Source organism: Kitasatospora sp. NPDC056800 (genome assembly GCF_042789775.1).
In the GTDB taxonomy this organism is placed as follows: Bacteria; Actinomycetota; Actinomycetes; order Streptomycetales; family Streptomycetaceae; genus Kitasatospora.
The window spans coordinates 1-24,292 of the sequence record NZ_JBHUAL010000148.1 but is presented as its reverse complement, the minus strand read 5'-3'; the positions used below and the strand labels follow the sequence as shown (position 1 = coordinate 24,292).

Below are 24,292 nucleotides of genomic sequence, written 5' to 3'. Positions count from 1 at the left end.
GGCCCGGACGGCGCCGACCGTCCGGGCCGCCGGTCTTCCGCCACGTCCATGGACGCGGCGATCGCCCCCGCGACCAGCACGTGCTGTACGGGAGGGGTCGGCAGAGCGGGTCCCCGCACCAGGCGGCCGCGTGAGAAGTCGGCGGGTCCGACTTCCTGTGCGGGGCGGGTGGTTGGGAGCCCTCGCAGATCAGGAGGGATCGACGCCCGCGTACTCCAGCGGCGGCGCGATCGCCTGGGCGTCCGCGCCTTCGCCCACCCACAGGCCGATCAGGAACGCCGCCGTCGCCTCCAGGAGGCCTGCCCGGTTGAGCCCGCCTCCGTTGAGCGGTACGCAGCCGAGGTCGCGAACGAGGTGTCCGACGGTGTCGAGGGCCGGCGCGTCGTCGCCGCAGAGCGGCACCGCGAGGGGGCGTCCGTCGAAGACGGTCGGGGTCCTGCGCCACACGCTCTCGTGGCAGAGGTTGAACGCCTTGACCACGGACGCGCCGGGCGCCGCGGCCGCGATGCGCTCGGCGGCCGACGGCCCGCCATGGGTCTCCAGGACGAAACCCGGGGCGATCGGATTGGTGCAGTCGACCAGCGTCCTTCCCCGCGCGGCGTCGGCCAGGCCGGAGACCACGCCGATCGCCGCCGCGTACGGCACGGCCAGCAGCACCGCGTCCAGGCCGTTTTCGACCGCGTCCCGCGGAGTCCCTGCCAGCCCGCCGATCTGGTCGGCGAGGGCGGCGGCACGGCCGTCGTCCCGCCCGCCCACCAGCACGTCGTGCCCGGCCCCCGCCCACCGGGTGCCCAGCACCCGCGCCATTGCGCCGGTACCGATGATTCCGATCCTCATCATGACCAACCTCCTTGTGACGACCTGCCAGTCGGAACAGGGAGACAGTAGGAAAGTCCTGGGGCACCATCTGGTAAGTGATCCCTGACCACGGCTTCCTCGCCGACTGCCGAGCCCGGCTCGCCTTCGACCTGCTCGCCAACACCTGGAACGCCGTCCTGGTGTGGGCGCTGCGCGACGGGCCCGCGCGGCCCGGCGAACTGCGCGAGCGGATCGGCGGGATCAGCCCCAAAGTCCTCACGGAGACGCTGCGCCGGCTCCAGTCCGACGGGTTGGTGGAACGCCGCGCGTACGCCGGGTCGCCGCCGCGCGTGGAGTACACCCTCACCGGGTTGGGGCGGACACTCCTGGAACCGATCGAGGCGTTCGGCGCCTGGGCCTTCGAACACGGCGAGGACGTGATGGCGGCCCGGGACCGGGCGGAGGCAACCGGGCACGCTCGCGACTGACGCCGATCACGACGTCACAACCGGAGCGCTGAGCGGCTCCGCCGAAGCCCGCTGCCGATCCGAACCTGCGGTACGAACCCGGCCGCCCCTGGTGAACGGGGTCTGGGGGCGCCTGTCTCGAAGTCGGGTGTGAGCTTGTGGCAAGATCGCGGGATGCTGCGACTCACCGATTTCATCATCGACTGCCCGGACACGATGAAGCTGGCGGCTTTCTACTCCGAGGTGACGGGCCGTCCGATCAAGGAAGGCAGCTCGGAGGAATGGGCCGGCATCCAGTTCGGCGAGATCGAGCTGGCATTCATCCGGGTGGACGACTACCGCGCTCCGCAGTGGCCCGACAGCGAGCACCCCAAGCAGTTCCACCTCGACTTCGAAGTGGACGAGATCGGGCCCGAGCAGCGCCGCGTCCTCGACCTCGGCGCGACGCTGAGGCAGGACTTCATCGGCCCCAACGGCTACGGCTGGCAGGTCTACACCGACCCGATCGGCCACCCCTTCTGCCTGTGCCGCAACAAGGGCGTCATCTGGACCGGCCAGGGCCCGGTCTGGCCCGAGCGCGGCTGACGCGGCCTTGGTGAAGTCGGCTGCTGATCCTTTGACATGACGACGATCCTGCGGCACCCCCGACCTGGGTTCATGTGGGATTGGTGGGCAGTGGACGCCCACGGTTTCCTCGTGCAGTTCAGTTGCGGGCCCGCACCTGAGCATCTACTGGTGCATGTAGACCGTGTCGACGCTGCGGCTGCATGGGCCGAGGAGAACCGTCCCGCATGGTTCAGCCGTGCGCCCTCATCGCTTCACGCCTTCAGCTGCGACGGCGAGCTACCGGTCTACACCCGCAACAGCGTCCCGGACTCCCCGCTGCGACTGTCCGACGCCCCGGCAGCCGTCGCGGAGGTTGCGGCCCTGGTCGAACTGCGCAGAGCAGTGGGAGACACCTGGACGGTCTACCTCGACGAGGGATGGGTCTAGGCAGCCCGGCTGGAGTCACCTGGCCGACCGGATGACGACGGCGGCGATGGCCCACGTGCCGTCGGCGGCCCACTCCCGCAGCCGGTTGTGGGCGCCCTTCCACGAGCCGAAGCGCTCAGGCAGATCCATCCACGGCACCCCGGTGCGGTACTTGAAGGCAATCGCGCCGATCACCTGCCGGTGATCACGCCACTGCCCTCCCCGCCGAGGTGTCGGATCCGGCGGCAACGGCTCGATCCTTGCCCACTGGGTGTCAGTCAATGACGCACACCTCAACCAGCGATCGGATGATCCGAAGGAACGGCCTAGGTTCGGGCGGCTCGGGTGCGGCAGTGGGCGAGGGCGTACTTGATGCGGGTCTCGGAGTGGGGGGTGGTGGTGAGGAGTTCGCCGGCGGTGACGAGGGTGGCCCAGTACAGGGCGGGGTCGCCGGTACGGGGCATGGGGTGGGCGGCGGTGAGGGAGAGGTAGGCGGTGGTCAGGTTGCCGGTGGTGAACCAGCGCTGGAGACCGTGCTGGTGGCCGGGGCGGATGCCGCCCATGGCGTCGACGGCGGTGATGAAGAGGTCGACGACGGCGAGTTCGGTGTCGGTGAGCGACTTGGGGATGTCGAACACGTCGAGGGCTTCGAGGAGTTCGCCGGTGTCGGTCTCGGAGTCGGGGCGGGGGTCGGCGAGGAGGGCGTCGTAGCAGTCGTTGAGGCGGCGGGTGGTTTCGGCGAGGGGGATGGTGAGGGCGAGGCAGACGGCGCGGGCGGAGGGCAACGGCTTGCGGGTGCGGCGGGCGAGGAGGGCGTAGGTGTCGGCGGGGGTCCGGCCGCGGGAGAGGGCGTGGCGGGCCAGGGTCGTGAGGTGCATGGGGGTTCGGGCTTTCAGGCGGTGACGAGGGCGGAGACGGGGGCCGGGGCGATGAGCACCCAGACGAACTTGCCGATGTCGTCGGGGCGGGAGGTGCAGCCCCAGCGTTCGGCGAGTTCGTCGACGAGGAACAGGCCGCGCCCGTGCTCGTCGGAGGGGGTGGGGGCGTGGAGGGACGGTCGGCCGCTGCCGGCGTCGTGGACTTCCAGCCGGAGGCGGGAGTTGATCAGGGTGAAGCGGATCTCGATGTGGCGGTCGTCGGGGGCGTCGGAGTGCTGGACGGCGTTGGCGAAGAGCTCACCGAGGAGGAGCTCGGCGGTGCCGGCGTAGCGGTTGCCGGAGGGCAGGCCCGCGAGATAGGCCCGGAGCAAGTACCTCGCCAGGGGCGTGGATTCGATGCAGGAGTCGAGACGCGCGACGAAGGCACGGGGCCGGCGGGACATGAGCATGGGGACACCTCATGGGGGCAGAGGGGGCGTGCGACAGGAGCGCGCACAGTCACGCTGTGCATGCAGATGATTGCGTTCCGGTCTCAATGATCCGGGCTTCGGATGTACGGTGATGGCCGAAATCAGGTACCACGCACCTGCGGTACGTCAGGGGGTCTGACATGGCACACCGGCGACTCGTCAACGAGGTGACGGCCAGTTCGGCGCGGTTGTTCGGCGAAGAGCTGCGCTTCTACCGGGAGGCGACGGGCTACACGCAGGAGCAGTTGGCGAAGCTGCTGCACTCCACCAGGCCGAATATCACACGGTTTGAGTCCGGCAAGAGGCGCATGCCGCCGGACATGGTCATGCAGGCCGACGTACTGCTTGGCGCCGACGGGGCGCTGAAGCGGCTCTGGGATCGGGTGGACTGGAACGCCGAAGTTGAACACCCGGATTGGTTCCAGACTCATGCCGACGCGGAGTTCGAGGCTGTGGCGGCCAGAGTCTTTCAGATCGCGGTGATGAACGGGCTGTTGCAATGCCGCGAGTATGCGGAAGCCGTTTTTGCGGTCAGCGATGCAGCCGGTAAGCCGGAGATGATCAAGCAGCGAACGCAGGCTCGGTTGGCTCGGCAGAAGCGATTCCTGGAGCCGGGCGGGCCGCCCTTGCTGGCGATCCTGGACGAGAGTTGCATTCGAACCGTCTATGGCGGGCCTGGCGTGATGGTGCGTCAGATGGAGCCCCTGCTGGCGGTTGCAAAGCTTCCGAACATCGTGATCCAAGTTGTGCCGTTCACGTGTCGACAGGCCAGCGTTGATGTCTCAATGGTGCTGCTGGAGATGCCTGACGGACGAACCTGTGTGTATTCCGAGAGCCTCGATCGCGGGCATTCCAGCGATGTTCCGGAGATCGTTGCGCGGCATCGCTGGAGCTATGATCTGCTCCATGGGGCGGCGCTGCCAGTGGCCGACTCGCTCGCGCTGTTCGCGGATGCGCTGGAAGGGTTCAGGGATGACGAGGAACGAGTTCGACGTGGCCGTCTGGCGCAAGAGCAGCTACAGCGGGGGCAACGGCGGCAACTGCATCGAGGTAGCCCCCGGATTCCCCGGTCTCGTCCCCGTGCGTGACTCCAAGGACCCGCGCGGCCCGGCGCTCGTCTTCCCCTCCGCTGCCTGGGGCTCCTTCATTGCCGCGATTCAGGAGGGTAAGTTCCCTGCATGAGTCTGGTCTGGCGCAAGAGCAGCTACAGCGGGGGCAACGGCGGCGACTGCATCGAGGTAGCCCCCGGATTCCCCGGTCTCGTCCCCGTGCGTGACTCCAAGGACCCCTATGGCCCGGCGCTCGTCTTCCCGTCCGCCGCCTGGAAGTCGTTCATCGCCGTGATCCGGTCCGGTGACTTCCCTGAGTGAACCCGCTGCGGCGCCTCCGGGGGCCGTCGGGGTCGGGGCCCTGCCCAGGTCGTAGCCGCCTTGTCCAAGGGGTCCGACCTGGTAACGAGAAGGGGTCGATCCCAGGGTCGACGCTCCGCCGCCACTCGGCTGGAACAGTGTCAACCACCTGACCAAGAGCGGGAGTTGGCGACAACTTCCGATGGGATCGCGGAGGTTGCCATGGTGGGTGCATCGATGCACGGACTTGTCCGCATCGCGGCGGTCGTGCTGGCGGGAGCGGGCCTGGTGACGGGCGTGGCCCCTTCGGCGGGTGCGGATCCGGTGCGGCGGGTCGACCGGGCGGCGCTGGACGCCGGCCTGCGGGCCGTGGTGGCGCCGGGCGGTGCCACCGCCGCGCTCGGCCTGGTGCGCGAGGACGGCCGCACCCTCTGGAAGGGTGCGGCCGGAACCGCCAACCTCGCCACCGGGGAGCCCGCCGCACCCCGTGACCGCTACCGAATCGGCAGCTCGACCAAGACCTTCGTCGCCACCGTCGTCCTCCAACTCGTCGCGGAGCAGCGGATCAGCCTGGACGACCCGGTCGAGAAGCACCTGCCAGGCGTTCTGCGCAACGGCGCCGCCATCAGCATCCGCCAACTGCTCAACCACACCGGCGGCCTCTACAACTACACCTCGGACCCTGCCTTCTCCTACGACGACGACGCCTCGTTCCAGACCTGGCTCAGCACCGACCGCTGGAAGTCGCGGACGATGGCGGAACTCGTCGCCGTCGCCGAGAGCCACCCGCCGTACTTCCCGCCCGGGCAGGACTGGTACTACTCCAACACCGACTACATCCTGCTCGGCATGCTCATCGAGCGGACCACCGGCCGCAGTTGGCAGCAGGAGGTCGAACGCCGCATCATCCGGCCGCTCGGCCTGCACGAGACCACCATGCCGGAGAACGACCCCACCGTCCCCGGCCGCCACACCCGCGCCTACGCCAGCATGCCCGGCGGCCCGGTGGACATCACGCAGTTCAACCCGACCATCGCCGGCCCGTCCGGCGCCGGCATCTCCACCACCGCCGACCTCGCCACCTTCCTCTCCGCCCTGCTTGGCGGACGACTCCTCGGGCCTGCCGAACTCGCCGAGATGAAGCACACCACAGGCCTCGGACGCGGCGCCGACTACGGCCTCGGCCTGGAGCGCACCCCCACCCCGTGCGGAGACTTCTGGGGCCACCGCGGCGACAGCATCGGCTACAGCAGCACCATGCTCACCGACGACACCGGACAGCGCCAGGTCGTGCTCTCCCGCAATCCGTACGACCCTGCCGGGATGCCCGCCTCCGCGGCTGCCTTCAATGCCCTCGTCACCGCCGCGGCCTGCGCCGGCCGGACCGCCCAGGAATCCTGACCGGGCGTCGGGCCCCGACGGTCCTCACATCCGGGCTTTCAGCGCGTCGACCTCGCAGCCCGGCGCGAAGGGGTCGAAGCCGTGCTCGATCAGCCAGCGGACCGCCAGCAGGCTCCGCAGCGACCACCACGCGTGGATCACGTCGAGGTCGACGTCGACATCGGCACCGTAGCCGGCGGCGACGTCGGCGAGGTGCTCCTCGTGGCCGAGCGTGAAGGTGGCGAGGTCGTACAAGGCGTCACCCCGGCCGGCCTCGGACCAGTCGATGATGCCCGTGACCTCGTCGCCGTCGACGAAGACGTGCGCGATCTGCAGGTCGCCGTGGGTGAACGCCGGGGTCCACGGCCGGAACGCGGCCTCGGAGACCCGGCGGTTGCGGGTGACCAGGTCGACGGGCAGGAAGCCGTTGGTCACCAACACCCCGCACTCCTCGTCGAGTTCAGCCTCCAGCGCGGCGACGCTCCGGCCCGCCCGGCCGGGCCGGGGCGGCAGTGGCGCGTCGTGCAGCTTCCGGATGGCGGCGCCCGCCGCCGCCCACGCGGCCGGTGACCCGGTCGACGGCCCGCCGAGGCGCCCGAGCGTCGTCCCGGGGACCGCGGCGAGCGCGAGTACGGGCGGCTTGTGCCACAGCACCTCGGGCGTCGGGACCGGCGCGAGGGACATCGCCTCGACCTCGCGGTCGATGCGCGTCTGATCGGCGTCCACCTTCAGGAACACGTCGCCGACGCGCAGGGTCGCGCGCTCGGAATGGGCGACGACGACTTCGACCTCATCCATGGGCGACCAGTATTCCGGGGATCACCGCCGCCGTCGCCGGATTTACCGTGTGTGATCCGCCAACACCAGCCCTGTTGGCCGAGTGTGACGTGCTGTCCGGAAGCGGCTCCGGACAGCGCATGCGGGCCGGGCCTCGATCCCTGTCAGCCTGTCGCGAGCGCGAACACGATCAACGCCAGGAACAGCGTCAGGACCAGCGCCGGCAGCGCCGCGATGCCCAGGAATACGTAAGCGGCCCGCTTGGCGGCAGGCGTGCCGTGCTCCCTCAGAGCGGCGAAGCAGACCAGCGCCACCGCGACCACCGGCACCGACCAGAACACGACGAACATCCCATCCGGCATCTCCACCCCTTGCCACGCCGATGCGGGCCGATCGTAGTGCGATCCTGCCGGGGCGGCATTGCGGTCTGGTGCTTGCCCGGAAGCGGGATTCGGTAGGACGTTGCCTGTGGCACGCTGGCAACTCACCGACGAGCAGTGGACGTTCATCGAGCCCGGGCGTGCATGACACAGAACGGCTGCCGGTGCACAAGTGCCCGGGGGGAGGGCCGGCCCCGACAAACCGGGACGGCCGGTCGATCTTCGGATCGACCGGCCGGTTCGTTCTCCGTGGACGCCGGTCAGGTGGCGACGACGGTCGCCGCGGCCCCGCCGCGGTCGAGCTCGGCGTCGTAGATGTGCACGACCACGTTCACCGAGGACCTGATCCAGGTGTCACCGGGCGAGGTGACGCCCACCGGGATGGTCACGGTCTCCCCGCCGGTACAGGGGAGCTGGACCGAGCCGACGCCCGATACGGCGGATTGCGTGGCCTGGACGGTGATCTTGACCCAGTCGAATATCGGGAGGCACCGGTAGGTGACGGAGACGTTCAGTGTCCGCCCGGCATCCGCGACGGTGGCGCCGTTGACGCCTATGGAGAGTCCTCCGGCGCTCGCGGGCGCGGCTGCGAGGACCGTGCTCGCCATGGCAAGGGCGGGGACGGCCAGGAAACGGGCGAACGTGGTACGGGTAGGTGCGCTCATGACAACCTTCTCTCCGGCAGTGGCAACGGACGGGATGGGGTGATCCAGGGGAGCTTCCGAGCCCCCCATGCTGCGGTTCGCCACTGACCCGGGAGCCAGAAGAGTTGTGTCTGTCCGGAATGGCACCGCGATGTGGCGTGGAGTCGCCCGCAAGCTCAGGATGACTCGATGAACGTCCGTTGCTCGTCGGCGAGTTGATCACGGCGTCAGACGGCCTGAGCCTCGATCGGTGCGGCCGACCTGGCGGCCTGCTCGATCTTCGCGAAGTAGGCCGCACGGGCTTGCCCGTCGATCTGCTTCGCGTGTTCGGGGCGCATGCCGGTCCGGCCGTCGAGGCTCTCGCGGAGGATGTCGGCGTGCCCGGCATGGCGGTTGGACTCGCCGAGGACATGGACCATGACGGCGAACAGGTTCGTGCCGGCATGAGGCTCCGGCCACCACGGCACGTGGCCCGGGGCGTCGAGGGGGAGTCCGTTGATCGTCGCGTCCGAGTGTTCCCATGTGCGCTGGTAGAACCCGGTGATCTGATCGCGGGTCTCGTCCTCGGTCGCCCACAGATCGCCGCCGTCGGAGTCCTGCCACCGGGGCAGCGGTTCCGGGGAAGGGCGGTCGAAGACCTCGCCGAAGTACCTGGCCTCGACGGTGGCCACGTGTTTGACCAGGCCGAGGAGGTTGGTCCCGGACGCTGTCAGAGGTCGGCGGGCGTCGTATTCGGACAGGCCGTCGAGTTTCCAGAGCAGTGCCTCGCGGTCCCGCCGCAGTCGCCCGTGCAGGTTGTCCTTCGCGAATTCATCGATCATGCGCCATGAGGCTGCCATGGACTGCTCGTGGTCTCAAGATCCCGTACGCCCGGAAGCGCCGAGGCCTGGCCCTGGCCGCGGCCCTGACCTGCTGCAAGAAGCCCGCGAGACGTGCCACCTGAGACAATGTCCGTACACCCGGGACGGTCGCCGAACAGGCGGTGCGGAACGGCCGAGCTCGTCACCGTCATCGGCAAGCTCTCGGTCGACGACTCGGTCATCAACTACAGCGACACCTTCGTACTGGCGTACGTCGGAAAGGGTCTCGCCATCACCCAGCACATCTTCCGTACCGTCACGGCCTGAGACGACGGACGACGAGCCGGCGGGGCCCGGCCCGCCCCGGCTACCCCCCCGCTGACGTACACCGTCGGCGGGAGCGACCTGCTGCCGCCCGTCTGACCCTGAGGGGAGCATCGGTGGGCGGGGGCGGAAACCGGGCACCGGCGTGGCGATGAGTTTTCCGGCCCCGGAAGGTCTACATCTCGACCGGGACGACCACCTCACCCCCGCCGGGAGCACAGACATGGGCCTCATCCAGATCGAACTGTTCGCGACCCTCGACCTCGTCGGGCAGGCGCCCGGCGGGCCCGACGAGGACCCGGAGGGGTTCCCGTACGGCGGCTGGCAGGCACCCCTGCTGAACGAGGTCACCGGCGCGCAGATCCTCGCCGCGTACGAGGGCACGGACGCCCTCCTGCTCGGCCGGCGGACGTACGACCTCTTCGCCTCGTACTGGCCGCAGCAGAAGGAGGGCGAGATCGCCGAACTCTTCAACCGCGTCCCCAAGTACGTGGCCTCCCGGGGCACCCCCGAGCTCCCGTGGGCCGGATCCACGCTGCTCGGCCCGGACCTGGCCGGCGCGGTGCGCGCAGTCCGCGACCGGCACCGGAACGTGAAGGTCGTCGGGAGCCTGAACCTGGTGCAGACCCTCCTGCGCGAGAAGCTCTTCGACCGGCTCGACCTGTGGGTGCACCCCATCGTGCTCGGCGTCGGGAAGAAGGTCTTCGACGACGGCGCGGTGCCCACCAACCTCACGCTCCTCGAACCGCCGGTGGCGGGCGCGCAGGGCACCGTGTACCTGCGCTACGGGCTCGCCGAGGGCACGCCGAGGACCGGCGACATGAGCCTGCCCGACCGGGGCCTCGGGCACGACGACGACGCCCGGTGACCCGGGATGGCCACCGTCTCCGTCAACGGGACCGCCCTGGGCGTCGAGTCGTTCGGTGACGTCGACGCGCCGCTCGTCCTGCTCGCGGGCGGGCCGACGATGCTCTCCTGGCCCGACGGGCTCTGCGAACGCCTCGCCGCCGGCGGGCGCCGCGCCGTGCGCTACGACCTGCGCGACAGCGGGGAGTCGACGACGACGGACCCGCGGGCACCCGGCTACACCCTGCGCGACCTCGCCGCCGACGCGGCGGCCCTCGCCCACGCCCTCGGCGGGGCGCCCGCGCACCTCGCCGGGACCGGCGTCGGCGGGATGGTCGCCCAGGTGGCCGCGCTCGACCACCCGGGCGCGTTCTCCGCGCTCACCCTGGTCAACACCCGCGCCGTCGCCCCCGGCCCGCCCGACGACGACCTCCCCGACCACGACCGGGCGACGATGAGCCGCCTGTTCGCCCGCCCGGCGCCCGACTGGAGCGACCGCGCGGCGGTCGCGGAGTTCGCCGCCACCGGCGCGGAGATCCTCGGCGACGACCCGATCACGGCCCGCGCCGTCGCCGCGCGTATCTGGGACCGCACGCCCGGCACCGCGCCCCCGGTCCAGACGGCCAACCACCTGGGCACCGTGTTCGCCGGGCTGGACTGCACACCCCGCTGGCGCGAGCGCCTGCCGGAGATCGGGGTCCCCACCCTCGTCGTACACGGCCGCCGTAACCGGTTCTTCCCCGTCGGCAACGGCGAGGCGATCGCGCGCACCGTCCCCGGGGCGCGACTGCTCGTCCTCGACGGGGGCGCCACCGCGATCCCCGACGCGGCGGTCGGCTCGGTCGCCGAGGCGATGCTCGCGCTGGGGTAGCGGATAGCGGGTAGCGGACGGCGGTTGGTGGGCGGTGCACCCGCGGAGCGGCTGCGCCAGGCGCGGGAGGGGACCGGCGGGCCGATCGGCCGAGGCGGGCCGGAGGATCTGTACGGGCGCGCGTGGACGGCGGGCGCCGGAGCGATCATCCCGGGCGGAAGGGTGGGATGACGGCCCGTCGGGGGTGCTAGAACCGTCGACGGCTGTGAACGCCCACCGGCGAACGCCGCCCCCCGTACCGTGCAACTCCTCGACGAGGGAGAAGACATGTCCGTCGCACGAACCGTACGTACCGCACGCACCGCGCTGCTCGCCGCCTTCGCCGCGCTCACCCTGCTGCTCAGCGGGGCCGTCACCGCGGCACCGGCCACCGCCGCCACCACGGGGCTCGACGACACCTGGGCCTGCTCCGTCCCCTCCGGCTACGTCTACGAGGGGGTCGTCTTCAGCCGGACGTGTAGCGGCGGCGGCAGCTGGAACTCGCCGCAGTACCACCTGCGCACGCCCGTCGACGGCCTCACCGCCTGCTCGACCGCCCCGGGCTTCACCTACGACGCCGCCGGCTCGTCCACCACGTGCAGCCTGACCCAGGGCGTCCCGTCCACCACCTTCCACCTGCGCGTCCCGGTCAGCGGCATGTGGGCGTGCAGCGTCCCGAGCGGCTTCACCTACAGCGCCACCACGTCGAACCTGGACTGCGCCACCGTCCGAAACGTGCCGACCACCAAGTTCCTCCTGGCCCGCTGACCCCAGGCCCGCCGACCGGCTGACCGGCTGACCCGGACCGCCTGTGGTGGCGGTCCGTGCCGCACGTGCAAGAGGTGATCCGGTCGGCGAGGACGTGCTCTCGCCGACCGGATCACCTCAGGGGGCCGTGCTCAGGGGGCCGCGCTCAGTGCGGGTGCGGTCAGAAGATGAGCTTCCAGCCGTCGAGGTGGCCGGAGTCGCCGCGGTACGTGTCCTGCATGCGGAGGCGCCAGGTGCCCTTGGCGGGCTGGGCGGAGGCGTCCACCGTGTAGGTCTCGATGACGTTCTCGCCCGAGTCGCTGAAGCTGCCCTTCTTCAGCGAGTACACCGTGCCGTCCGGGCCGACCAGGTCGATGACCAGGTCGCCGCGCCAGGTGTGCTTGATGTCCACGCTCACCTTGAGGTCGCTCGGCGCCTGGCCCTGGAGCCGGTCGACGACGATGTCGGAGAAGACCGCCGGGCCGCCGTCCGGGATCGGCAGGGAGGTGCTGTTCGTGAAGATGCCCGGGGAGACCCGCCAGGTGAACGTCGTCGACGTCCTGCCGCGGTGGGAGCTCTGGGCGGTCACGGTGACCGTGTAGGTGCCCGGGAGGGCCGGGACGCCGGTGACACGGCCGGTGACCGGGTGGAGCGTCAGGCCCAGGGGGAGGCCGGTCGCGTGGTAGGTGACGATGCCGGGGTTGAGGTTCGAGGCCTCGATCCCGAGGTCGGCGGAGGTGCCGATCGCGGTGATCTGGTTGGTGACGGGCTCCAGCAGGAGGCCGTCGACGACGCGCGGGCCGACGTTGATGGCCGCCCAGGCGTTGGCGGTGTTCTGGTACGTCGTGCTGTTCTTCCCGTACAGGTCGGAGGCGGCCTGGAGGGTGGCGGTGCGGGCGGCCGCGTAGTTGGTCGACGAGGTCATGTAGGTGGTGAGCGCCCGGTACCAGATCTTGGCCGCCGCGTCCCGGCCGATGCCGGTCACCGGCAGGCCGTCGGAGGTCGGGGAGTCGTAGGCCACGCCGTTGACGGTCTTGGTGCCGCTGCCCTCGGAGGCCAGGTAGAACCAGTGGTTGGCCGGGCCGGAGGAGTAGTGGACGTCGACGGAGCCGACGTCGGCCGACCAGTAGTCCCTGGAGCGGCCGTCCTTGGAGGGCTTGTCCATGTAGCGCAGCGGGCTGCCGTCGCCCCGGATGTCGATCTTCTCGCCGACCAGGTAGTCGCCCTTGTCCTCGGGGTTGTCGGCCCAGAACTCGATCGCGGCGGCCATGATGTCGGAGGTGGCCTCGTTCAGGCCGCCGGACTCGCCGCTGTAGACCAGCTTCGCGGTGGCGGAGGTGACGCCGTGGGTCATCTCGTGGGCGCCGACGTCGATCGAGGTCAGCGGCTTGACGTTGCCCGCGCCGTCGCCGTAGGTCATGCAGAAGCAGGCGTCGGACCAGAACGCGTTGACGTAGTTCTTGCCGTAGTGGACCCGGGTGTAGGCGCCTACGCCGTCGTCCTTGATGCCGTTGCGGCCGTGGACGTTCTTGTAGTAGTCCCAGGTGAGTTGGGCGCCGTAGGCGGCGTCGACGGCCGCGGTCTGCCGGTTGGCGACGGTGCCGTCGCCCCAGGTGTCGGTCGGGTTGGTGAACAGCGTCCTGGTGCCGCTGGTGCCGTTCAGGTCGTAGGTGCTGTGGCCGCCGCGGGTGTTGTCGGTCATCGCGAAGCCGCCGGCGACCGCCGAGGTGCCGATGGTGACCTGGCCCGAGTACTTGCTGGTGCCGACGCCGGTCTCGATGCCCTGGTACTCGAAGATCTTCTTGCCCGTGTCGGCGTCGGTGATGACGTGCAGTTCGGACGGCGTGCCGTCCTCCTGCGTACCGGTGACCACCGTCTCCCAGGCGAGCCGCGGGGTGCCGGACGCGGCCCAGACCACCTTGCGGGCGTCGTCGGCCGCCGCCTCCGTGACCTTCGCGCTCCCGGCGCTGTCGAGCGCGAGGCCCTTCGCCGCGTCGGCGCTCTCCTTGGGAGTGGTGTCGACGGCGATGTCCGCCTCGGTGGCCTTGGTGACGCCCCTGGTGGTGCCGTCGGGGGCGGTGTGGACGACCAGGTCGCCGCCGAGCACCGGGAGTCCGTCGAAGGTCCGCTCGTAGCGGGTGTGCAGGCTGCCGTCCGCGTCCTTGGTGACGCCCTTGACGACCAGCGCCTCCTTCGCGTCCAGGTTCAACGACCTCGCGGTCTTCGCCAGGGACGCGTCCGCGGAGGCCAGCAGCTCGCCGCGCTGCTCGGGCGACAGCTGCACCGGCATCGCGCCGGCGAAGGCCTGGACCCCGGCGGGGGCCTCGGCGGGAGTCCCGGCAGGAGTGTCGGCGGCGGCGACGCCGGGCGTCAGGGCGGCCACGACCATCGCGGCGCCGACTAGCAACGCGCCCGCGGCGGTGGACTTTCGGGGGGATCGAGTCACACGGAACTCCTTCTGCGACGGCCCGGGTTCGGGGGGCCGGAGTCAGCCGGGCGGCCTGGGGTGACGCCGCCCGGTAGAGCTGGTGGTTCGAATGAGATGGGAAGGAACAGTGTCATTTTTGGTCTGAACGCGTCACCCTTTGTGCAACAAGTTGGCCGAATACCTTCGCCGATGACGTAATGGGGAGGTAATTCTTCGCCAGAAGGCGGGCAATGCGGGGGGAAAACCGGTGCACCGCGCTGTCGTGGGTACCGGCACGACGCCGTGGCAGACTCGGCCCATGACGATCTCCCTGCCCGAGCCCGACCAGCAACTCTCCGACCCCAGCGAGCTGTTGCTCGACTACCTCGACTACTACCGCTCCGTGATCGGCGCCAAGACCGAGGGGATGTCCGACGCGGAGCTGCGCGCCAGCCGGCTCCCCTCCGGATGGACCATGCTCGAACTGCTGAAGCACCTCGTCCACATGGAGCAGCGCTGGCTGCGCTGGGGCTTCCGCGCCGAGCAGGTCCCGGCGCCCTGGGGCGACCGGGGCCCGGAGGACCGCTGGTACGTCGGACCGGAGGAAACGGCCGCCGAACTCCTCGCCGCGCTGCACGCGGGCGGCGAGCACACCCGGGCCGTCGTGTCGGGCACGCCCCTGTCCACCGTCGCCGCACCCGGCGGCCGCTTCCCCGACGACGGCACCCCGCGGCCCACCCTGGGCTGGATCCTGTTCCACGTCCTCCAGGAGTACGCCCGCCACGCGGGGCACCTGGACATCGTCCGCGAGCTCACCGACGGCGCCACCGGCTGACGCCCGCCACCGGCTGACAGTCGCAGCCGGCGGGCGGGGTGCGCCCGCCGGCTCAGCCGGCCAGGTGGGCGAGCAGCGCGTCGCCCGCCGGGTAGGGGCGTTCGGCGGGGAGGAGCTGCCGGGCGGCCTCCAACTCCCCGTCCCGCACCCGGTCGTGGACCGCGTGCGCGAGCGCGGTGACATCCTCGACCGCGACGATCCACTCCTCCGCGTACCGCTCCGCCGCCTCCCCGGTCAGGCCGAGCTGGAGCGACCGGTGGGGCAGCGGCCGAAGGTGCAGATCGCGCTCCGGATCCCACTGCACCCGCGCCGGGGACCTCTTCAACCGGCGCTGCCAGGAAGCCCGGTCGGGGTGCAGCCCGCGCTCGTAGTGGGACAGGCAGCTGTTCCGCAGCGCCCATTCGAAGCCCTCGCGGGTGATCTCGACCGCCAGGACGGTCTCCTGGCCCTCCTTCCTCGCCCACCCGCAGCGGTACATCATCCAGAGGAACGACGGCTTGATCCACGTCATCCGGTCCCGCTTCCACGCCGCCGGGAAGCGGCCGTCCCGAGCGGTGGGCAGCCCGATCTCCGGCGTGTACGCCTGGTAGACGGTCACCGTCGAGTCGGTGTGGAGGGCACGGATCCGGTGCTTCGGTTCTGACACGGTGACCAGGGTCGGCCTTCAACGCACCTCGCGCCAGCGATTTTCCCAGCTCGGCGGGGGTGTGTGCCCGTCAACCATTCGCCGCGTAAGGCCAGTTCGCAAACTGATCTCTGGACGCAATCGGTTTGTCATGCAAACCTGGTCCTCATGGCGACTCAACCCGTTCAGCCCTCAAGCGACCCCCGGCACCTCCTGGCAGCGACCGGCGCCGTGATCCAGCGCGTCCGCCGTGAGCAACGCGGCGCGTGGTTCCCGCTCCTGGCCTTCGCCGCCGTGAGGTTCGGCGCGATACCGGTCGTGCGGTACGGCCAGGGCCCCTGCGACGCGCCCCGCTACGGCCTGGGCGGAGTCTGCGTCAACTCCCTTCCCCCTGCCATGTGGTACTGGCCGGTGGCGCTGCTGCTCTCCTACGCCGCGATCAGCTGGTTCTACCTCCGCCGCTCCGCCCGGCTCGGCCTGGGCACCCGGATCCGGCCGTACCTCGTGCTGGGCGTCGTCCTCGCCCTGCTCATGACCGCCGACCAGGTGTGGACGGTGTCCCACCCGGGCTTCCTCGCCGACCTGTACGGGCAGCCGGGACCGCTCTCCGCGGTCGCCGACACGCTGATGAGCCCGGCCGGCACGATCGGTCTGGCGCTGCTGCTGCTCGCCTGGATCGAGCGCAGCTGGCCGCTCCTCGCCGTGACCTGCGGATACCTGATCGCCATGCTCTCCTCCGACGACCTTCCCAGCTTGTCCCCGTGGTCCTTCCTCCCCGGCGTGCTGCTGGAAGGCGGCGTGCTGCTGCTCGGCGGCGTCGCCCTCGCCCTGCTGCACCACCGGGCCCAGGGACGGTCGGCCGAATGACCGAGCACCCCACCAGCGGCCTCGACGACGTCGTCCACCAGCGCGTCCGCCTGGGCATCCTCGCGGTCGCCAAGGAGGCCCGGCGGGTGGAGTTCACCTTCCTGCGCACCACCCTCGGCCTCACCGCCGGCAACCTCTCCCAGCACCTCGGCGTCCTGGAGAAGGCCGGCCTGGTCACGATCGACAAGGGCTACGAGGGCAAGCGCGCCCGCACCTGGATCCAGCTCACCAGGGCCGGCAAGAAGGCCCTGCACGACGAGATCGCGGCACTCCGGAGCCTGATCCACCGCCTCGAAGGAGCCGAGGAACCCGACGGGGGAGCCGCCTCCGGCCCCGTGGCCGCCCCGGCGCCCCACTGAGATCGCCCGGGGGAACTCCCCTGGATGTGCCGCAGGGCGGCAGCACCGGCCGAACCGGTGCTGCCGCCCTGTGTGTTCCCGTCCGGTCAGCCGAGCGGGGTCAGCTCCACCTCGTAGCGGTAGAGCCGGTCGTTCACCCAGCACGCCAGGTCGGCGCCGACGGTGTGCCGGGCGAGTTCGGCGAGCAGGCGCTCGGTGAACCCGTCCAGCTGCCGGGCGTCGACCGCGGCGGCGCCGGAGCGGGCCCCGGCGGCGAAGGGGAGTTCCTCCGCACGGGACGACACGGTGTAGGCCACCGAGTCACCCGCGTCCTCCGACGGGGCGAGGTGCCGGTTGGGCTCGTCCTCGGCGAAGACCAGCCCGGTGCCCGAGGCGGCGCGGTTGGCCGCCTCGACCAGGGAGAAGCCCGGCTGCGCAGGCGGAGCCCCGTTGCCCAGCCGAACGTCGACCACGGCCTCCGGCAGCCCCGGGAGATCGACCCGGTAGCTGTAGTTCCCGTCGGCGTCGACGTAGGAGGCCGTCTCCAGGCCGCCCAGTGCCGCGTGCAGCCGGGCGGTCGCGAAGCGGCAGTAGGAGCGGAGCGCGGCGGCCACGTCCTCGCCTGCCAGATCCGCGACGCCGACGTGGAGTTGGCAGTCGAACAGACGCTCCGCGTACCCGTCATCGTGAATCAATCCGACAGCCGGGCCCGACACGTCACCGGGTTCGGTGGTCAGCCAGAGAGTGAGCCGTGAACCGTCCGGTCCCACCGTCTCGTGCCAGGTTCGCGCTGCCGGTCCGTTCGGGAGATCGAGGGTCGAGGCGATCTCCTCCGCCGTGAGGGAGGGCTCGTCAAGACGTCGGATGGAGACCACCGCATTGACCGACATGCTCAGCACCCCCCGCCACGGCACTTGGGTTCACTGCCGATCTTACCGCTGATCACCCAGCCGCCCCGGAGGTCGCCCCGGGCCCAGATCTGGTACTCCTGGAAGTGGGCCGTGTTGTTGCGCAGGAAGTTGTCGAGGCTGGTCATGGCCGTCTTGGCGTCGTATCCGTCCTTGAGGGTCACGTAGGCCCGGACGGCGCCCTTGCCTTCTGTCACACCCCTGAGTGAGTCCTTGACCACGTCCTTGCCGCTGCCTGTGGATGCCTTGAACTCCGACGGAACGCCGTCCACCCAGGCGTCCGATGTCTTGCCGTCCTCCTCCGGGATCGACACCACCTTGTGGCCCCCCTGGGCCAGGTCGAACGCGATCCGGTACTCGCCGACGGTGAATCCGCCCTTGTTGGCCTTGTCCTTGGTCAGCCGCTTGAAGTTGATCGGGTCGAACGGGTTGGTGCTCTCGTCGATCCGGCCGGCGGCCTCTTCGACCATGTTCTTGTCGAGGATGTCCTGGGCCATGTTGGCGAACTGGCAGCCGTCCTTGGCGGAGGGGCGGCAGTACTTCTTGTTGATCTCCCGGATCTTGTTCAGGTACTCGCCGATGATCGGGTTGTCCTTCTGCATCAGCCAGGCAACCCGCTGCTCGTGCCAGATCTTGCGGTTCTCGGGAGTGCCCGCGGTGGTCTTGCTCGGGGTCGGCTTCGATCCGCCGCCACCGCCACCGCCACCGCCGCCGCCACCGCCACCGTCGCCGTCATCGGCGGGGGTGTCCGTGACACAGCTGGTGACGCACTGGGGGCCCTTGGTCGGCTCGTGGAACGTGCCGTTCATGCCGACCCAGCCGTGCAACGCCATGTCGTTGCCCGAGCAGTCGTCGGCGCACATCTTGCGGCCGTCGGGGTCGCTGGTGCTGGTCGGGTTGCCGCCCGAGTAGGCGTACCCGTTCAGCTCCTTGGGGCTGGTCGGGTTGAACTCCGGGTCGATGCTGAGGAACCGGCCCAGGGACGGGTCGTAGTCGCGTGCCCCGAGGTGGACCACCCCGGTCGGCTCGTTGACGCCGCCGAGGAAGCCCCGGCTGCCCGCCCACGAGGCCGGCGCGGCGCCGCGCTGCTCGCCGTACGGGGTCGTCCGGCGCTGCGCCGCCGTGCCGGTGGAGGCGTCGACGTTGAGCTCGGAGGTGCCGTGGTGGTCGGTGACCTGGAAGCCGACCTTGTTGTCGTCCGTGCGGACGCCGACCGCCGAGCCCAGCGAGTAGTAGCGCGTGGCGGCGGGCTTGGCGGCGCCCTTGGCCAGGGTCAGCTCGGTGGCGCCGAGGTAGAGCGTCCAGCTCTCCGCGCCCGGGTTGGCGCTGTCCAGGACGTGCGAGGTCAGCCGGCTGCCGGCCGGGTCGTAGAGGTACTCCGTCGTCTTCGTGCTGGTGACGGGCCCGTTCTTGACGGTGTCGACGACCTTGCCGAGCTTGCCCTCGGCGTCCCAGGTCAGCGCCTGGTCGCTGGTGGCTCCGGCGGCGAGGTCCCGGTGGCGGGCGATGGTGTTGCCCGCCGGGTCGTAGCCGGCGGTCTCGGCGAGGACGCCGGTGCCGCTGGTGCCCTTCAGGGTGTGCGGCTGGGCGGCCGTCGCGCCGGGGTAGTTGTACTTGGCGGTGACGTCCTTGGCGGGGTCTCCGGTGGTGTCGTGCCGGGTCTGGGTGTCCCGGGTGCTGTCGGGGTTGAACTGCCAGCTGGTCCAGTACGGGGCCGGGCCGCCGAGCGCCTTGGCGTCGGGCGTGGCCGGGCAGCCGGTGCCGCTCGGGGTGAACGCCTCGGTGAGCCGGGCCAGGTAGTCGTACCGGAAGCACTGCCGGTCGGTGCCGGCGCGCGAGGTGTCGGTGATCGACGTGATGTTGCCGACCTGGTCGTAGCCGTAGACGGCCGCGCGTAGCGGGGTGGACACGCCGTACTGGTCGGTACGGCTGGAGGCCAGTCGCTGGGTGCCCCACTCGTAGGCGTTGGTGACGTAGAGCTGCTTGTTCGCCGTCCCGTCGGACAGCGTGCTCTGCAGCGGCTTGCTGGTCAGGCTGTAGGTCTGGCCGGTGAGGTAGCTGCTCAGACCCTGGGCCGTGGTCATCCGGGTGAGGGCGTCGTAGCCGTAGGCCACCGACTCGGCGGCGAGGTTGCCGGCCGCCGGGTAGCTGGTGCTCTGCGGCTTGCCGTCGAGCCGGTAGACGGTGCCGTTGACGTAGTTCCCGGCGAGCGCCTCCTGGCCCGGGACGGACGGAACGCTGAGCGTGGTCCGGGTCGCGCGGCCCAGCGCGTCGTACAGCGACCAGGTGGTCGTGTACGGGTACGCGGTGCCTCCGACGGTGGAGTACCGGGTCGCCGAGGAGATCAGGCCCTTGTTGCCGGACGGGTCCCAGGTCTGCGAGGTGAGCAGCGGGCCCGACACGGAGCCGGAGCGCAGCTCGGTCTGCCGGTCGAGGTTGTCGTAGACGTACGCCAGGGTCTGGTTGTTGCCGTCCCGGCTGGTGGCCAGCCGGCCGCGGTCGTCGTAGGTCTTGACCGCCGTGCCGGAGTCCGGGTCGACGGTCTTGACCTGGTGGCCCTGCTGGTCGTACGTCCAGCTCCACTGCGTGCCGGACTGGTCCGTCAGCCGGGTGGTGTGCCCGGCCGCGTCGTGGGCGTAGGTGGTGCGGTCGTAGTCACCGGCGGGGGAGCCCCCGCGGTACTGGCGGATCTCGGTGGTCCGGCCGCGGGCGTCGCTGATGGTCGTCGCCGGGGTGCCGCCGGCGGGCGGGGTGACGGTGACCCGGTCGCCGCCGTACTCGGTGAGCGTGGTGGAGATCGGGGTGCCGACGCCGTTGCCCGCCAGGGTGGTGGACTTGACGACGCGGCCGAGGCCGTCGTAGCTGTTGGCGGTCTGGGTCTCGACGCCGGTGGCGTCCTCGACCTTGAACAGGGTGGTGGAGGGCGCGCCCGTCGCGTAGTACGGGGCGTAGGCGAGCGCGGCCTGGCCGTGCTCGTCGAAGAAGGAGTCGGTCAGGACGCGGCCGCCGTTGTCGCCCGGGTCCTGGGTCTGCCGGATCCGGCCGAAGCCGTCGTACAGGGTGTACGCGGTGGCCTGGGAGCCGTCGGCGAGGAGCGCCTTGGTGGAGACGACGCGGATCTGGGCGTCGTTGTCGATGTACCCGAACTCGTGGTTCGGGGTCTGGCCGGTCGACTTGGAGCGGTTCGGCAGCCAGACCTTGAGGGTGCGGCCGAGCGCGTCGTACAGGCTGTCGGTGCGGCGGTTGTTGGCGTCGACGGTGTCGACGGTCTGGCCGCGCAGCAGGTCGAGGTCGGCGACGGAGACCATGGCGGTGGCGGGGTTACCCGCGACCACCGGGGGCCCGGTCGTGGTGACCTTGGTCGGCCGGCCGTTCGCCGGGGCGAAGCCGGTGGTGGTGGTCTGCGCCAGCGGGCTGGCGGTGGTCACCGGTCCCGTGGCGCCCGTGGTGTCGAACACCGTGGTGGACGCCAGCTTGGTGGTGCTGTCGGCACGGCCGTAGGCGTCGTAGTGGGTCGTCCCGTCCAGGTAGGTGGCCCGGTTGCCGGAGCGGGACTTCAGGACGTGCACCGTGGTGGGGTCGCCCTTGACGGGGGCGGCGCCGTAGGCCTGGCCGTCGTAGCGGGTGCGGATGTCCGACAGCACCGCGGAGGTGCCGTCCGTTTGGGTGTCGCGGTTCACGGCCGCCGAGCAGTTGGCGGCGACCATCTCGATCTGGACGCTGCCGGTGAGGATCCAGGCCGCGGTGTTGTCCGCGTACGTCGTGCGGGTGCAGGTGTCGTCGGTGCCGACCGCGACGTCGCCCAGGTCCTCGGTCTGCGTCGTACGGCCGTAGCCGTCGAACGAGGTCGCGGTGCGGGTCTCGCGCCAGGAGGCTCCGGCGCCCTTGTCGAGGGAGGTGAAGGACCGGGTCGCCTGGGTGCCGGTGAGGTTGGCGGTGGTGGTGCCCCAGTCGTTGGAGCGCTTGGCGGTCTCCTTCTTCCACGGGGTGCTGACGGACTTGGAGAGGATCACGCCGCCGGGCTTGTCGTACTGCTCGCTGCGGTACTCGTAGCCGGCCCAGGCCTGGTCGTCGGTCAGGACGGTGCCCTGGCCGTCGTCCACGGTGACGCCGCGCTTGCTGTTCTTGTCACCGGGGTTGTCGCGGTCCTGGTCCATGCCGCGCAGGAAGTAGTGGTCGGCCTGGGTGGTCATGCCGGTGACGCCGCCGGTCTCGACCCGGGCGTGGGCGTAGCCGCGCCACTGGGACCAGGTCTTGAGCTTGGCCGGGGTCAGGCCGTCCTCGTCGTCGAAGTGCCAGGCGGCGTCGCCGAGGTAGCTGTAGTGGGTGACCATGTCGGGCGCGCCGCCGGTGCGGTCGGTGGCGATGACCGCTTCGACGACGTACTTGTTGAACCACTCCGTGGTCACCGGCACGTCGTTGGACGGCTGGTACATCTGCGGGAAGCAGCGGGTGGTGTTGGACTGCGGCGTGGGCAGGGCGTTCCAGTCGCAGGCCGCGGCCGAGTAGTTGACGTCGAGCTGGCCGCCCTGCTCGTCGGTGATGGTGCCCAGGCGCTGCTTGATGAACGGCATGCGGCCGTCACCGACCTTGTCGAGCCGGTTCGCCAGCTGCTTGTAGGCGAAGCCGGTCTTGGGCAGGGTGATGGCCGGGGCGGCGGACGACCCGGTGTGCTGGATGGAGTCCAGCAGCAGCTGGTAGTCGAAGTCGGCGGTGCCCCACTTGTGGTTCAGGGTCCACGTGTCGACCGCGGCGTAGTTCCCGTCGGCCTGGAGCGTCCTGGCGGTGACGGAGGTCAGCCGGGTCCGGGTGAAGTAGGTCGGCGAGGACTGGCCGGTGCAGTCGGTGCCGTCCTTGCAGTTCTGGTCCCACGGGGTGTCGTACCAGTACTGCCGGTTGGCGTCGATCTTCGCCGGGTCGCAGAGCGCGGTGTTGGACTCCAGGCAGCGCTCGGCGGTGCCGAAGTCGACCCGGCCCATCGGCTTGACGGTGGCCGAGTGGATGTCCTGCTGCTGCTGGCCGTACTCGATGTGGTCCAGACGGCCGCCCCGGATGTAGGGGGTGCGGTCGGAGGCCTTCAGGTTGCGGCCGTAGTTGTTGGTCTCGGGGGTGTACCAGTAGGTGATGTCGTTGCCGTGGGCGTCGACCACCAGGTCCAGGTTCCACCGCCAGCCCTGCTGGCACCAGGAGGACGCGAAGTCGGCGCCGTTGCACGGCTCGCCCGCGTTGTTGCCGTACACCGGCACGGTGTAGACGGACTTGGTCTCCGGCTTGCCCGCCGACCAGTTCGGCAGGCGGTTGTAGCCGAAGTAGTAGTTCGTGCCGTCGGCGGTGGTGGCGCGGAAGTACTCGCCGTCGTTGTCGCCGTTGCCCCGGCCGGTGTCGCGCAGGCGGGTGACCTTGGTGTTGTCGTCGCCCTTGATCCGCCACTCGTCGCCGGAGACCGGGATCAGCTCGCCGGAGTGGCCGCCGAAGCTGATGGTGCCGTTGTCGGTGCCCCAGCACAGGTCGCCCGGGCTGTTGGTGCCGGTCTTGGGCGCCCCGTCGTCCGCGCAGGCCTTGTAGCTGCGCTCGACGAAGCCGGGGGAGAGCTCGAAGCCGTCACCGGCCCAGGAGGCCTGGTTGTTGCTGTTGGCCGTCCGGCCGTCGATCGCGCCGGAGTTGTAGGACAGGCCGATCTTCGGGGTCAGCCCGCCGGGCATCGTGGTCAGCGGCATGTCGTACGACCAGCTGAACGACCCGCTGTTCAGCGAGGTCGACCAGGAGGACGCCGGGGTCAGCGGCGTGGCCTTGTAGTCGCCGCTCGGACCGGCGCTGCTGGCCGTGGCGGCCAGCACCATCGCGCCCGGCGCGGACGCCAGCCGCATCGACCCGGCCGGGGCCGTGGTCAGGGAGTCCGCGGCGACGGTCTGCTTCGCCACGTCGTTGCCGCCCGGCAGCGGGGTCTGCACCCGGCACTCGGGCAGGTCGGGCGTGGTCAGCGCGCACTCGGGCAGCCGGACCAGTTTGAGGCGGGAGCCGAAGCCGGAGCCGGCGGCCTGGGCGAAGGACGAGTAGTCGACGGCCAGGCCGCTGTTCTCGTCGGCGCCGGAGACGGTCAGCAGCAGGCCGTTGATCCCGGCCTTCGCGGCGGCGTCCTGGCCGAGCAGCTCGACCTTCGCCTTGCCCGCCGCGCCGGCGGAGGAGAGGGCGACGGGCAGTTTGTCGGCCCTGACTGCCTTGCCCTTCTCGGCGGGGACGTCGACGGTGGCGCTGCCCGCGCCGGGCAGGGCGCCGTGCTTGCCGTCGACCGTGCTGACGGTGGTGTCGGCCTTGCGGCCCTTGGCCTTCGCGTCCGAGCCCTTGACCGGCTGCTCGGGCGAGACCGCCGAGGGCTTGGTGTACGGTTCCGCGGCCGCCGCGACGGCGGCCAGCGGCAGTGCCGGCAGCAGCGACCCGACCAGCGTGCCCGCGATGATCGCGGACACCCTGGTGCGGGTCGGCCTCGGCACCGACCTCTTCCTGCTCATGTGGGGAACAACTCCTCAGGGGAAAACGGGTGTGACGGACCGTGGGCCGGGCGGCAGGAAGCCCCCCCGCCCCCCGGACGTGTGGGGCACACAACCCCCGGGGGGGGGCCCACACCACCGG

26 protein-coding genes are annotated in these 24,292 nt (G+C 70.8%); 14 read left to right on the top strand and 12 right to left on the bottom strand.

Translation table 11 applies throughout. The annotated features are described in order from the left end of the window. Positions 1–189: 189 nt before the first annotated feature. Positions 190–837 carry an NADPH-dependent F420 reductase gene (locus ACFRQN_RS27820; protein WP_380742915.1) on the bottom strand — a complete coding sequence of 216 codons (648 nt, stop codon included), beginning with the start codon at positions 835–837 and terminating at the stop codon, positions 190–192. 77 nt (positions 838–914) lie between these two features. Between ACFRQN_RS27820 and ACFRQN_RS27815 the strand changes: the two genes are divergently transcribed. The 3 genes from ACFRQN_RS27815 (at position 915) to ACFRQN_RS27805 (ending at position 2,258) form a co-directional block, all read left to right on the top strand. After that, on the top strand, positions 915–1,286 hold the full coding sequence (locus ACFRQN_RS27815) for a winged helix-turn-helix transcriptional regulator (RefSeq protein WP_380742909.1): 372 nt from the start codon (positions 915–917) through the stop codon (positions 1,284–1,286). A 153-nt stretch (positions 1,287–1,439) separates the two neighbouring features. Continuing rightward, on the top strand, positions 1,440–1,850 hold the full coding sequence (locus tag ACFRQN_RS27810) for a VOC family protein (RefSeq protein WP_380742907.1): 411 nt from the start codon (positions 1,440–1,442) through the stop codon (positions 1,848–1,850). Between the two features lie 150 nt (positions 1,851–2,000). Next, positions 2,001–2,258, top strand: a complete 258-nt coding sequence (locus ACFRQN_RS27805) for a hypothetical protein (RefSeq protein ID WP_380742905.1) — start codon at positions 2,001–2,003, stop codon at positions 2,256–2,258. A gap of 15 nt (positions 2,259–2,273) precedes the next feature. Here ACFRQN_RS27805 and ACFRQN_RS27800 read toward each other — a convergent pair whose 3' ends face one another. Genes ACFRQN_RS27800 through ACFRQN_RS27790 form a run of 3 tightly spaced genes read right to left on the bottom strand, consistent with a single transcriptional unit; the run spans position 2,274 to position 3,564 of the window. Further along, positions 2,274–2,519: a transposase gene (locus tag ACFRQN_RS27800; protein ID WP_159028355.1), complete on the bottom strand. Its 246-nt coding sequence runs from the start codon at positions 2,517–2,519 to the stop codon at positions 2,274–2,276. Positions 2,520–2,563: 44 nt separating this feature from the next. Beyond that, on the bottom strand, positions 2,564–3,115 hold the full coding sequence (locus tag ACFRQN_RS27795; protein ID WP_380742903.1) for a hypothetical protein: 552 nt from the start codon (positions 3,113–3,115) through the stop codon (positions 2,564–2,566). 14 nt (positions 3,116–3,129) lie between these two features. Further along, the gene (locus ACFRQN_RS27790; protein WP_380742901.1) at positions 3,130–3,564 is read right to left on the bottom strand and encodes an ATP-binding protein; all 435 of its coding nucleotides are present in this window, start codon (positions 3,562–3,564) and stop codon (positions 3,130–3,132) included. A gap of 161 nt (positions 3,565–3,725) precedes the next feature. Between ACFRQN_RS27790 and ACFRQN_RS27785 the strand changes: the two genes are divergently transcribed. From ACFRQN_RS27785 to ACFRQN_RS27770, 4 genes are all read left to right on the top strand, one after another. Continuing rightward, positions 3,726–4,673 (top strand): helix-turn-helix domain-containing protein, encoded by a 948-nt coding sequence (locus ACFRQN_RS27785; protein ID WP_380742899.1) that lies wholly within the window; start codon positions 3,726–3,728, stop codon positions 4,671–4,673. Further along, positions 4,630–4,767, top strand: a complete 138-nt coding sequence (locus ACFRQN_RS27780) for a DUF397 domain-containing protein (RefSeq protein ID WP_369808269.1) — start codon at positions 4,630–4,632, stop codon at positions 4,765–4,767. Before ACFRQN_RS27785 ends, ACFRQN_RS27780 begins: the two co-directional genes overlap by 44 nt. Next, the gene (locus tag ACFRQN_RS27775; RefSeq protein WP_380742897.1) at positions 4,764–4,955 is read left to right on the top strand and encodes a DUF397 domain-containing protein; all 192 of its coding nucleotides are present in this window, start codon (positions 4,764–4,766) and stop codon (positions 4,953–4,955) included. Before ACFRQN_RS27780 ends, ACFRQN_RS27775 begins: the two co-directional genes overlap by 4 nt. Positions 4,956–5,171: 216 nt before the next feature. Further along, positions 5,172–6,335, top strand: coding sequence for a serine hydrolase domain-containing protein (locus ACFRQN_RS27770; protein WP_380742895.1), 1,164 nt, complete (start codon positions 5,172–5,174; stop codon positions 6,333–6,335). Positions 6,336–6,359: 24 nt separating this feature from the next. Here ACFRQN_RS27770 and ACFRQN_RS27765 read toward each other — a convergent pair whose 3' ends face one another. The 4 genes from ACFRQN_RS27765 to ACFRQN_RS27750 all read right to left on the bottom strand — a co-directional run bounded on the left by ACFRQN_RS27765 (position 6,360) and on the right by ACFRQN_RS27750 (position 8,936). Then, on the bottom strand, positions 6,360–7,112 hold the full coding sequence (locus tag ACFRQN_RS27765) for a phosphotransferase family protein (protein ID WP_380742893.1): 753 nt from the start codon (positions 7,110–7,112) through the stop codon (positions 6,360–6,362). A 143-nt stretch (positions 7,113–7,255) separates the two neighbouring features. After that, on the bottom strand, positions 7,256–7,441 hold the full coding sequence (locus ACFRQN_RS27760) for a hypothetical protein (RefSeq protein ID WP_074006057.1): 186 nt from the start codon (positions 7,439–7,441) through the stop codon (positions 7,256–7,258). A 290-nt stretch (positions 7,442–7,731) separates the two neighbouring features. After that, on the bottom strand, positions 7,732–8,136 hold the full coding sequence (locus tag ACFRQN_RS27755; RefSeq protein ID WP_380742891.1) for a hypothetical protein: 405 nt from the start codon (positions 8,134–8,136) through the stop codon (positions 7,732–7,734). Between the two features lie 206 nt (positions 8,137–8,342). Then, positions 8,343–8,936: a DinB family protein gene (locus tag ACFRQN_RS27750; RefSeq protein WP_380742913.1), complete on the bottom strand. Its 594-nt coding sequence runs from the start codon at positions 8,934–8,936 to the stop codon at positions 8,343–8,345. 111 nt (positions 8,937–9,047) lie between these two features. Here ACFRQN_RS27750 and ACFRQN_RS27745 point away from each other — a divergent pair, with 111 nt between their 5' ends. The 4 genes from ACFRQN_RS27745 to ACFRQN_RS27730 all read left to right on the top strand — a co-directional run bounded on the left by ACFRQN_RS27745 (position 9,048) and on the right by ACFRQN_RS27730 (position 11,703). Further along, the gene (locus ACFRQN_RS27745) at positions 9,048–9,242 is read left to right on the top strand and encodes a hypothetical protein (protein WP_380742889.1); all 195 of its coding nucleotides are present in this window, start codon (positions 9,048–9,050) and stop codon (positions 9,240–9,242) included. Positions 9,243–9,462: 220 nt separating this feature from the next. After that, entirely contained in the window at positions 9,463–10,107 is a 645-nt protein-coding gene (locus ACFRQN_RS27740) for a dihydrofolate reductase family protein (protein ID WP_380742887.1), read from the top strand. Positions 10,108–10,113: 6 nt separating this feature from the next. Beyond that, entirely contained in the window at positions 10,114–10,956 is an 843-nt protein-coding gene (locus ACFRQN_RS27735) for an alpha/beta fold hydrolase (RefSeq protein WP_380742885.1), read from the top strand. Between the two features lie 267 nt (positions 10,957–11,223). Further along, positions 11,224–11,703, top strand: a complete 480-nt coding sequence (locus tag ACFRQN_RS27730; protein ID WP_074006051.1) for a hypothetical protein — start codon at positions 11,224–11,226, stop codon at positions 11,701–11,703. A gap of 160 nt (positions 11,704–11,863) precedes the next feature. Here ACFRQN_RS27730 and ACFRQN_RS27725 read toward each other — a convergent pair whose 3' ends face one another. Next, the gene (locus ACFRQN_RS27725) at positions 11,864–14,071 is read right to left on the bottom strand and encodes a M4 family metallopeptidase (protein WP_380742911.1); all 2,208 of its coding nucleotides are present in this window, start codon (positions 14,069–14,071) and stop codon (positions 11,864–11,866) included. A gap of 337 nt (positions 14,072–14,408) precedes the next feature. Here ACFRQN_RS27725 and ACFRQN_RS27720 point away from each other — a divergent pair, with 337 nt between their 5' ends. Next, positions 14,409–14,924: a DinB family protein gene (locus tag ACFRQN_RS27720; protein WP_074006049.1), complete on the top strand. Its 516-nt coding sequence runs from the start codon at positions 14,409–14,411 to the stop codon at positions 14,922–14,924. Between the two features lie 52 nt (positions 14,925–14,976). Here ACFRQN_RS27720 and ACFRQN_RS27715 read toward each other — a convergent pair whose 3' ends face one another. Further along, a complete protein-coding gene (locus tag ACFRQN_RS27715) occupies positions 14,977–15,570 on the bottom strand; it encodes a DUF4291 domain-containing protein (RefSeq protein ID WP_380742883.1) in 594 nt (197 codons plus the stop codon). A gap of 210 nt (positions 15,571–15,780) precedes the next feature. On the opposite strand from ACFRQN_RS27715, the gene ACFRQN_RS27710 reads away from it, so the two are divergent. Both ACFRQN_RS27710 and ACFRQN_RS27705 read left to right on the top strand, forming a co-directional pair. Further along, a complete protein-coding gene (locus ACFRQN_RS27710; RefSeq protein WP_380742879.1) occupies positions 15,781–16,416 on the top strand; it encodes a hypothetical protein in 636 nt (211 codons plus the stop codon). Further along, positions 16,413–16,775, top strand: coding sequence for a winged helix-turn-helix domain-containing protein (locus ACFRQN_RS27705; protein WP_380742877.1), 363 nt, complete (start codon positions 16,413–16,415; stop codon positions 16,773–16,775). The genes ACFRQN_RS27710 and ACFRQN_RS27705 overlap by 4 nt, the downstream gene beginning before the upstream one ends. 86 nt (positions 16,776–16,861) lie before the next feature. Here ACFRQN_RS27705 and ACFRQN_RS27700 read toward each other — a convergent pair whose 3' ends face one another. Continuing rightward, positions 16,862–17,449, bottom strand: coding sequence for a hypothetical protein (locus tag ACFRQN_RS27700; protein ID WP_380742875.1), 588 nt, complete (start codon positions 17,447–17,449; stop codon positions 16,862–16,864). 197 nt (positions 17,450–17,646) lie between these two features. Continuing rightward, the gene (locus tag ACFRQN_RS27695) at positions 17,647–24,171 is read right to left on the bottom strand and encodes an RHS repeat domain-containing protein (protein ID WP_380742873.1); all 6,525 of its coding nucleotides are present in this window, start codon (positions 24,169–24,171) and stop codon (positions 17,647–17,649) included. Positions 24,172–24,292 lie beyond the last annotated feature (121 nt).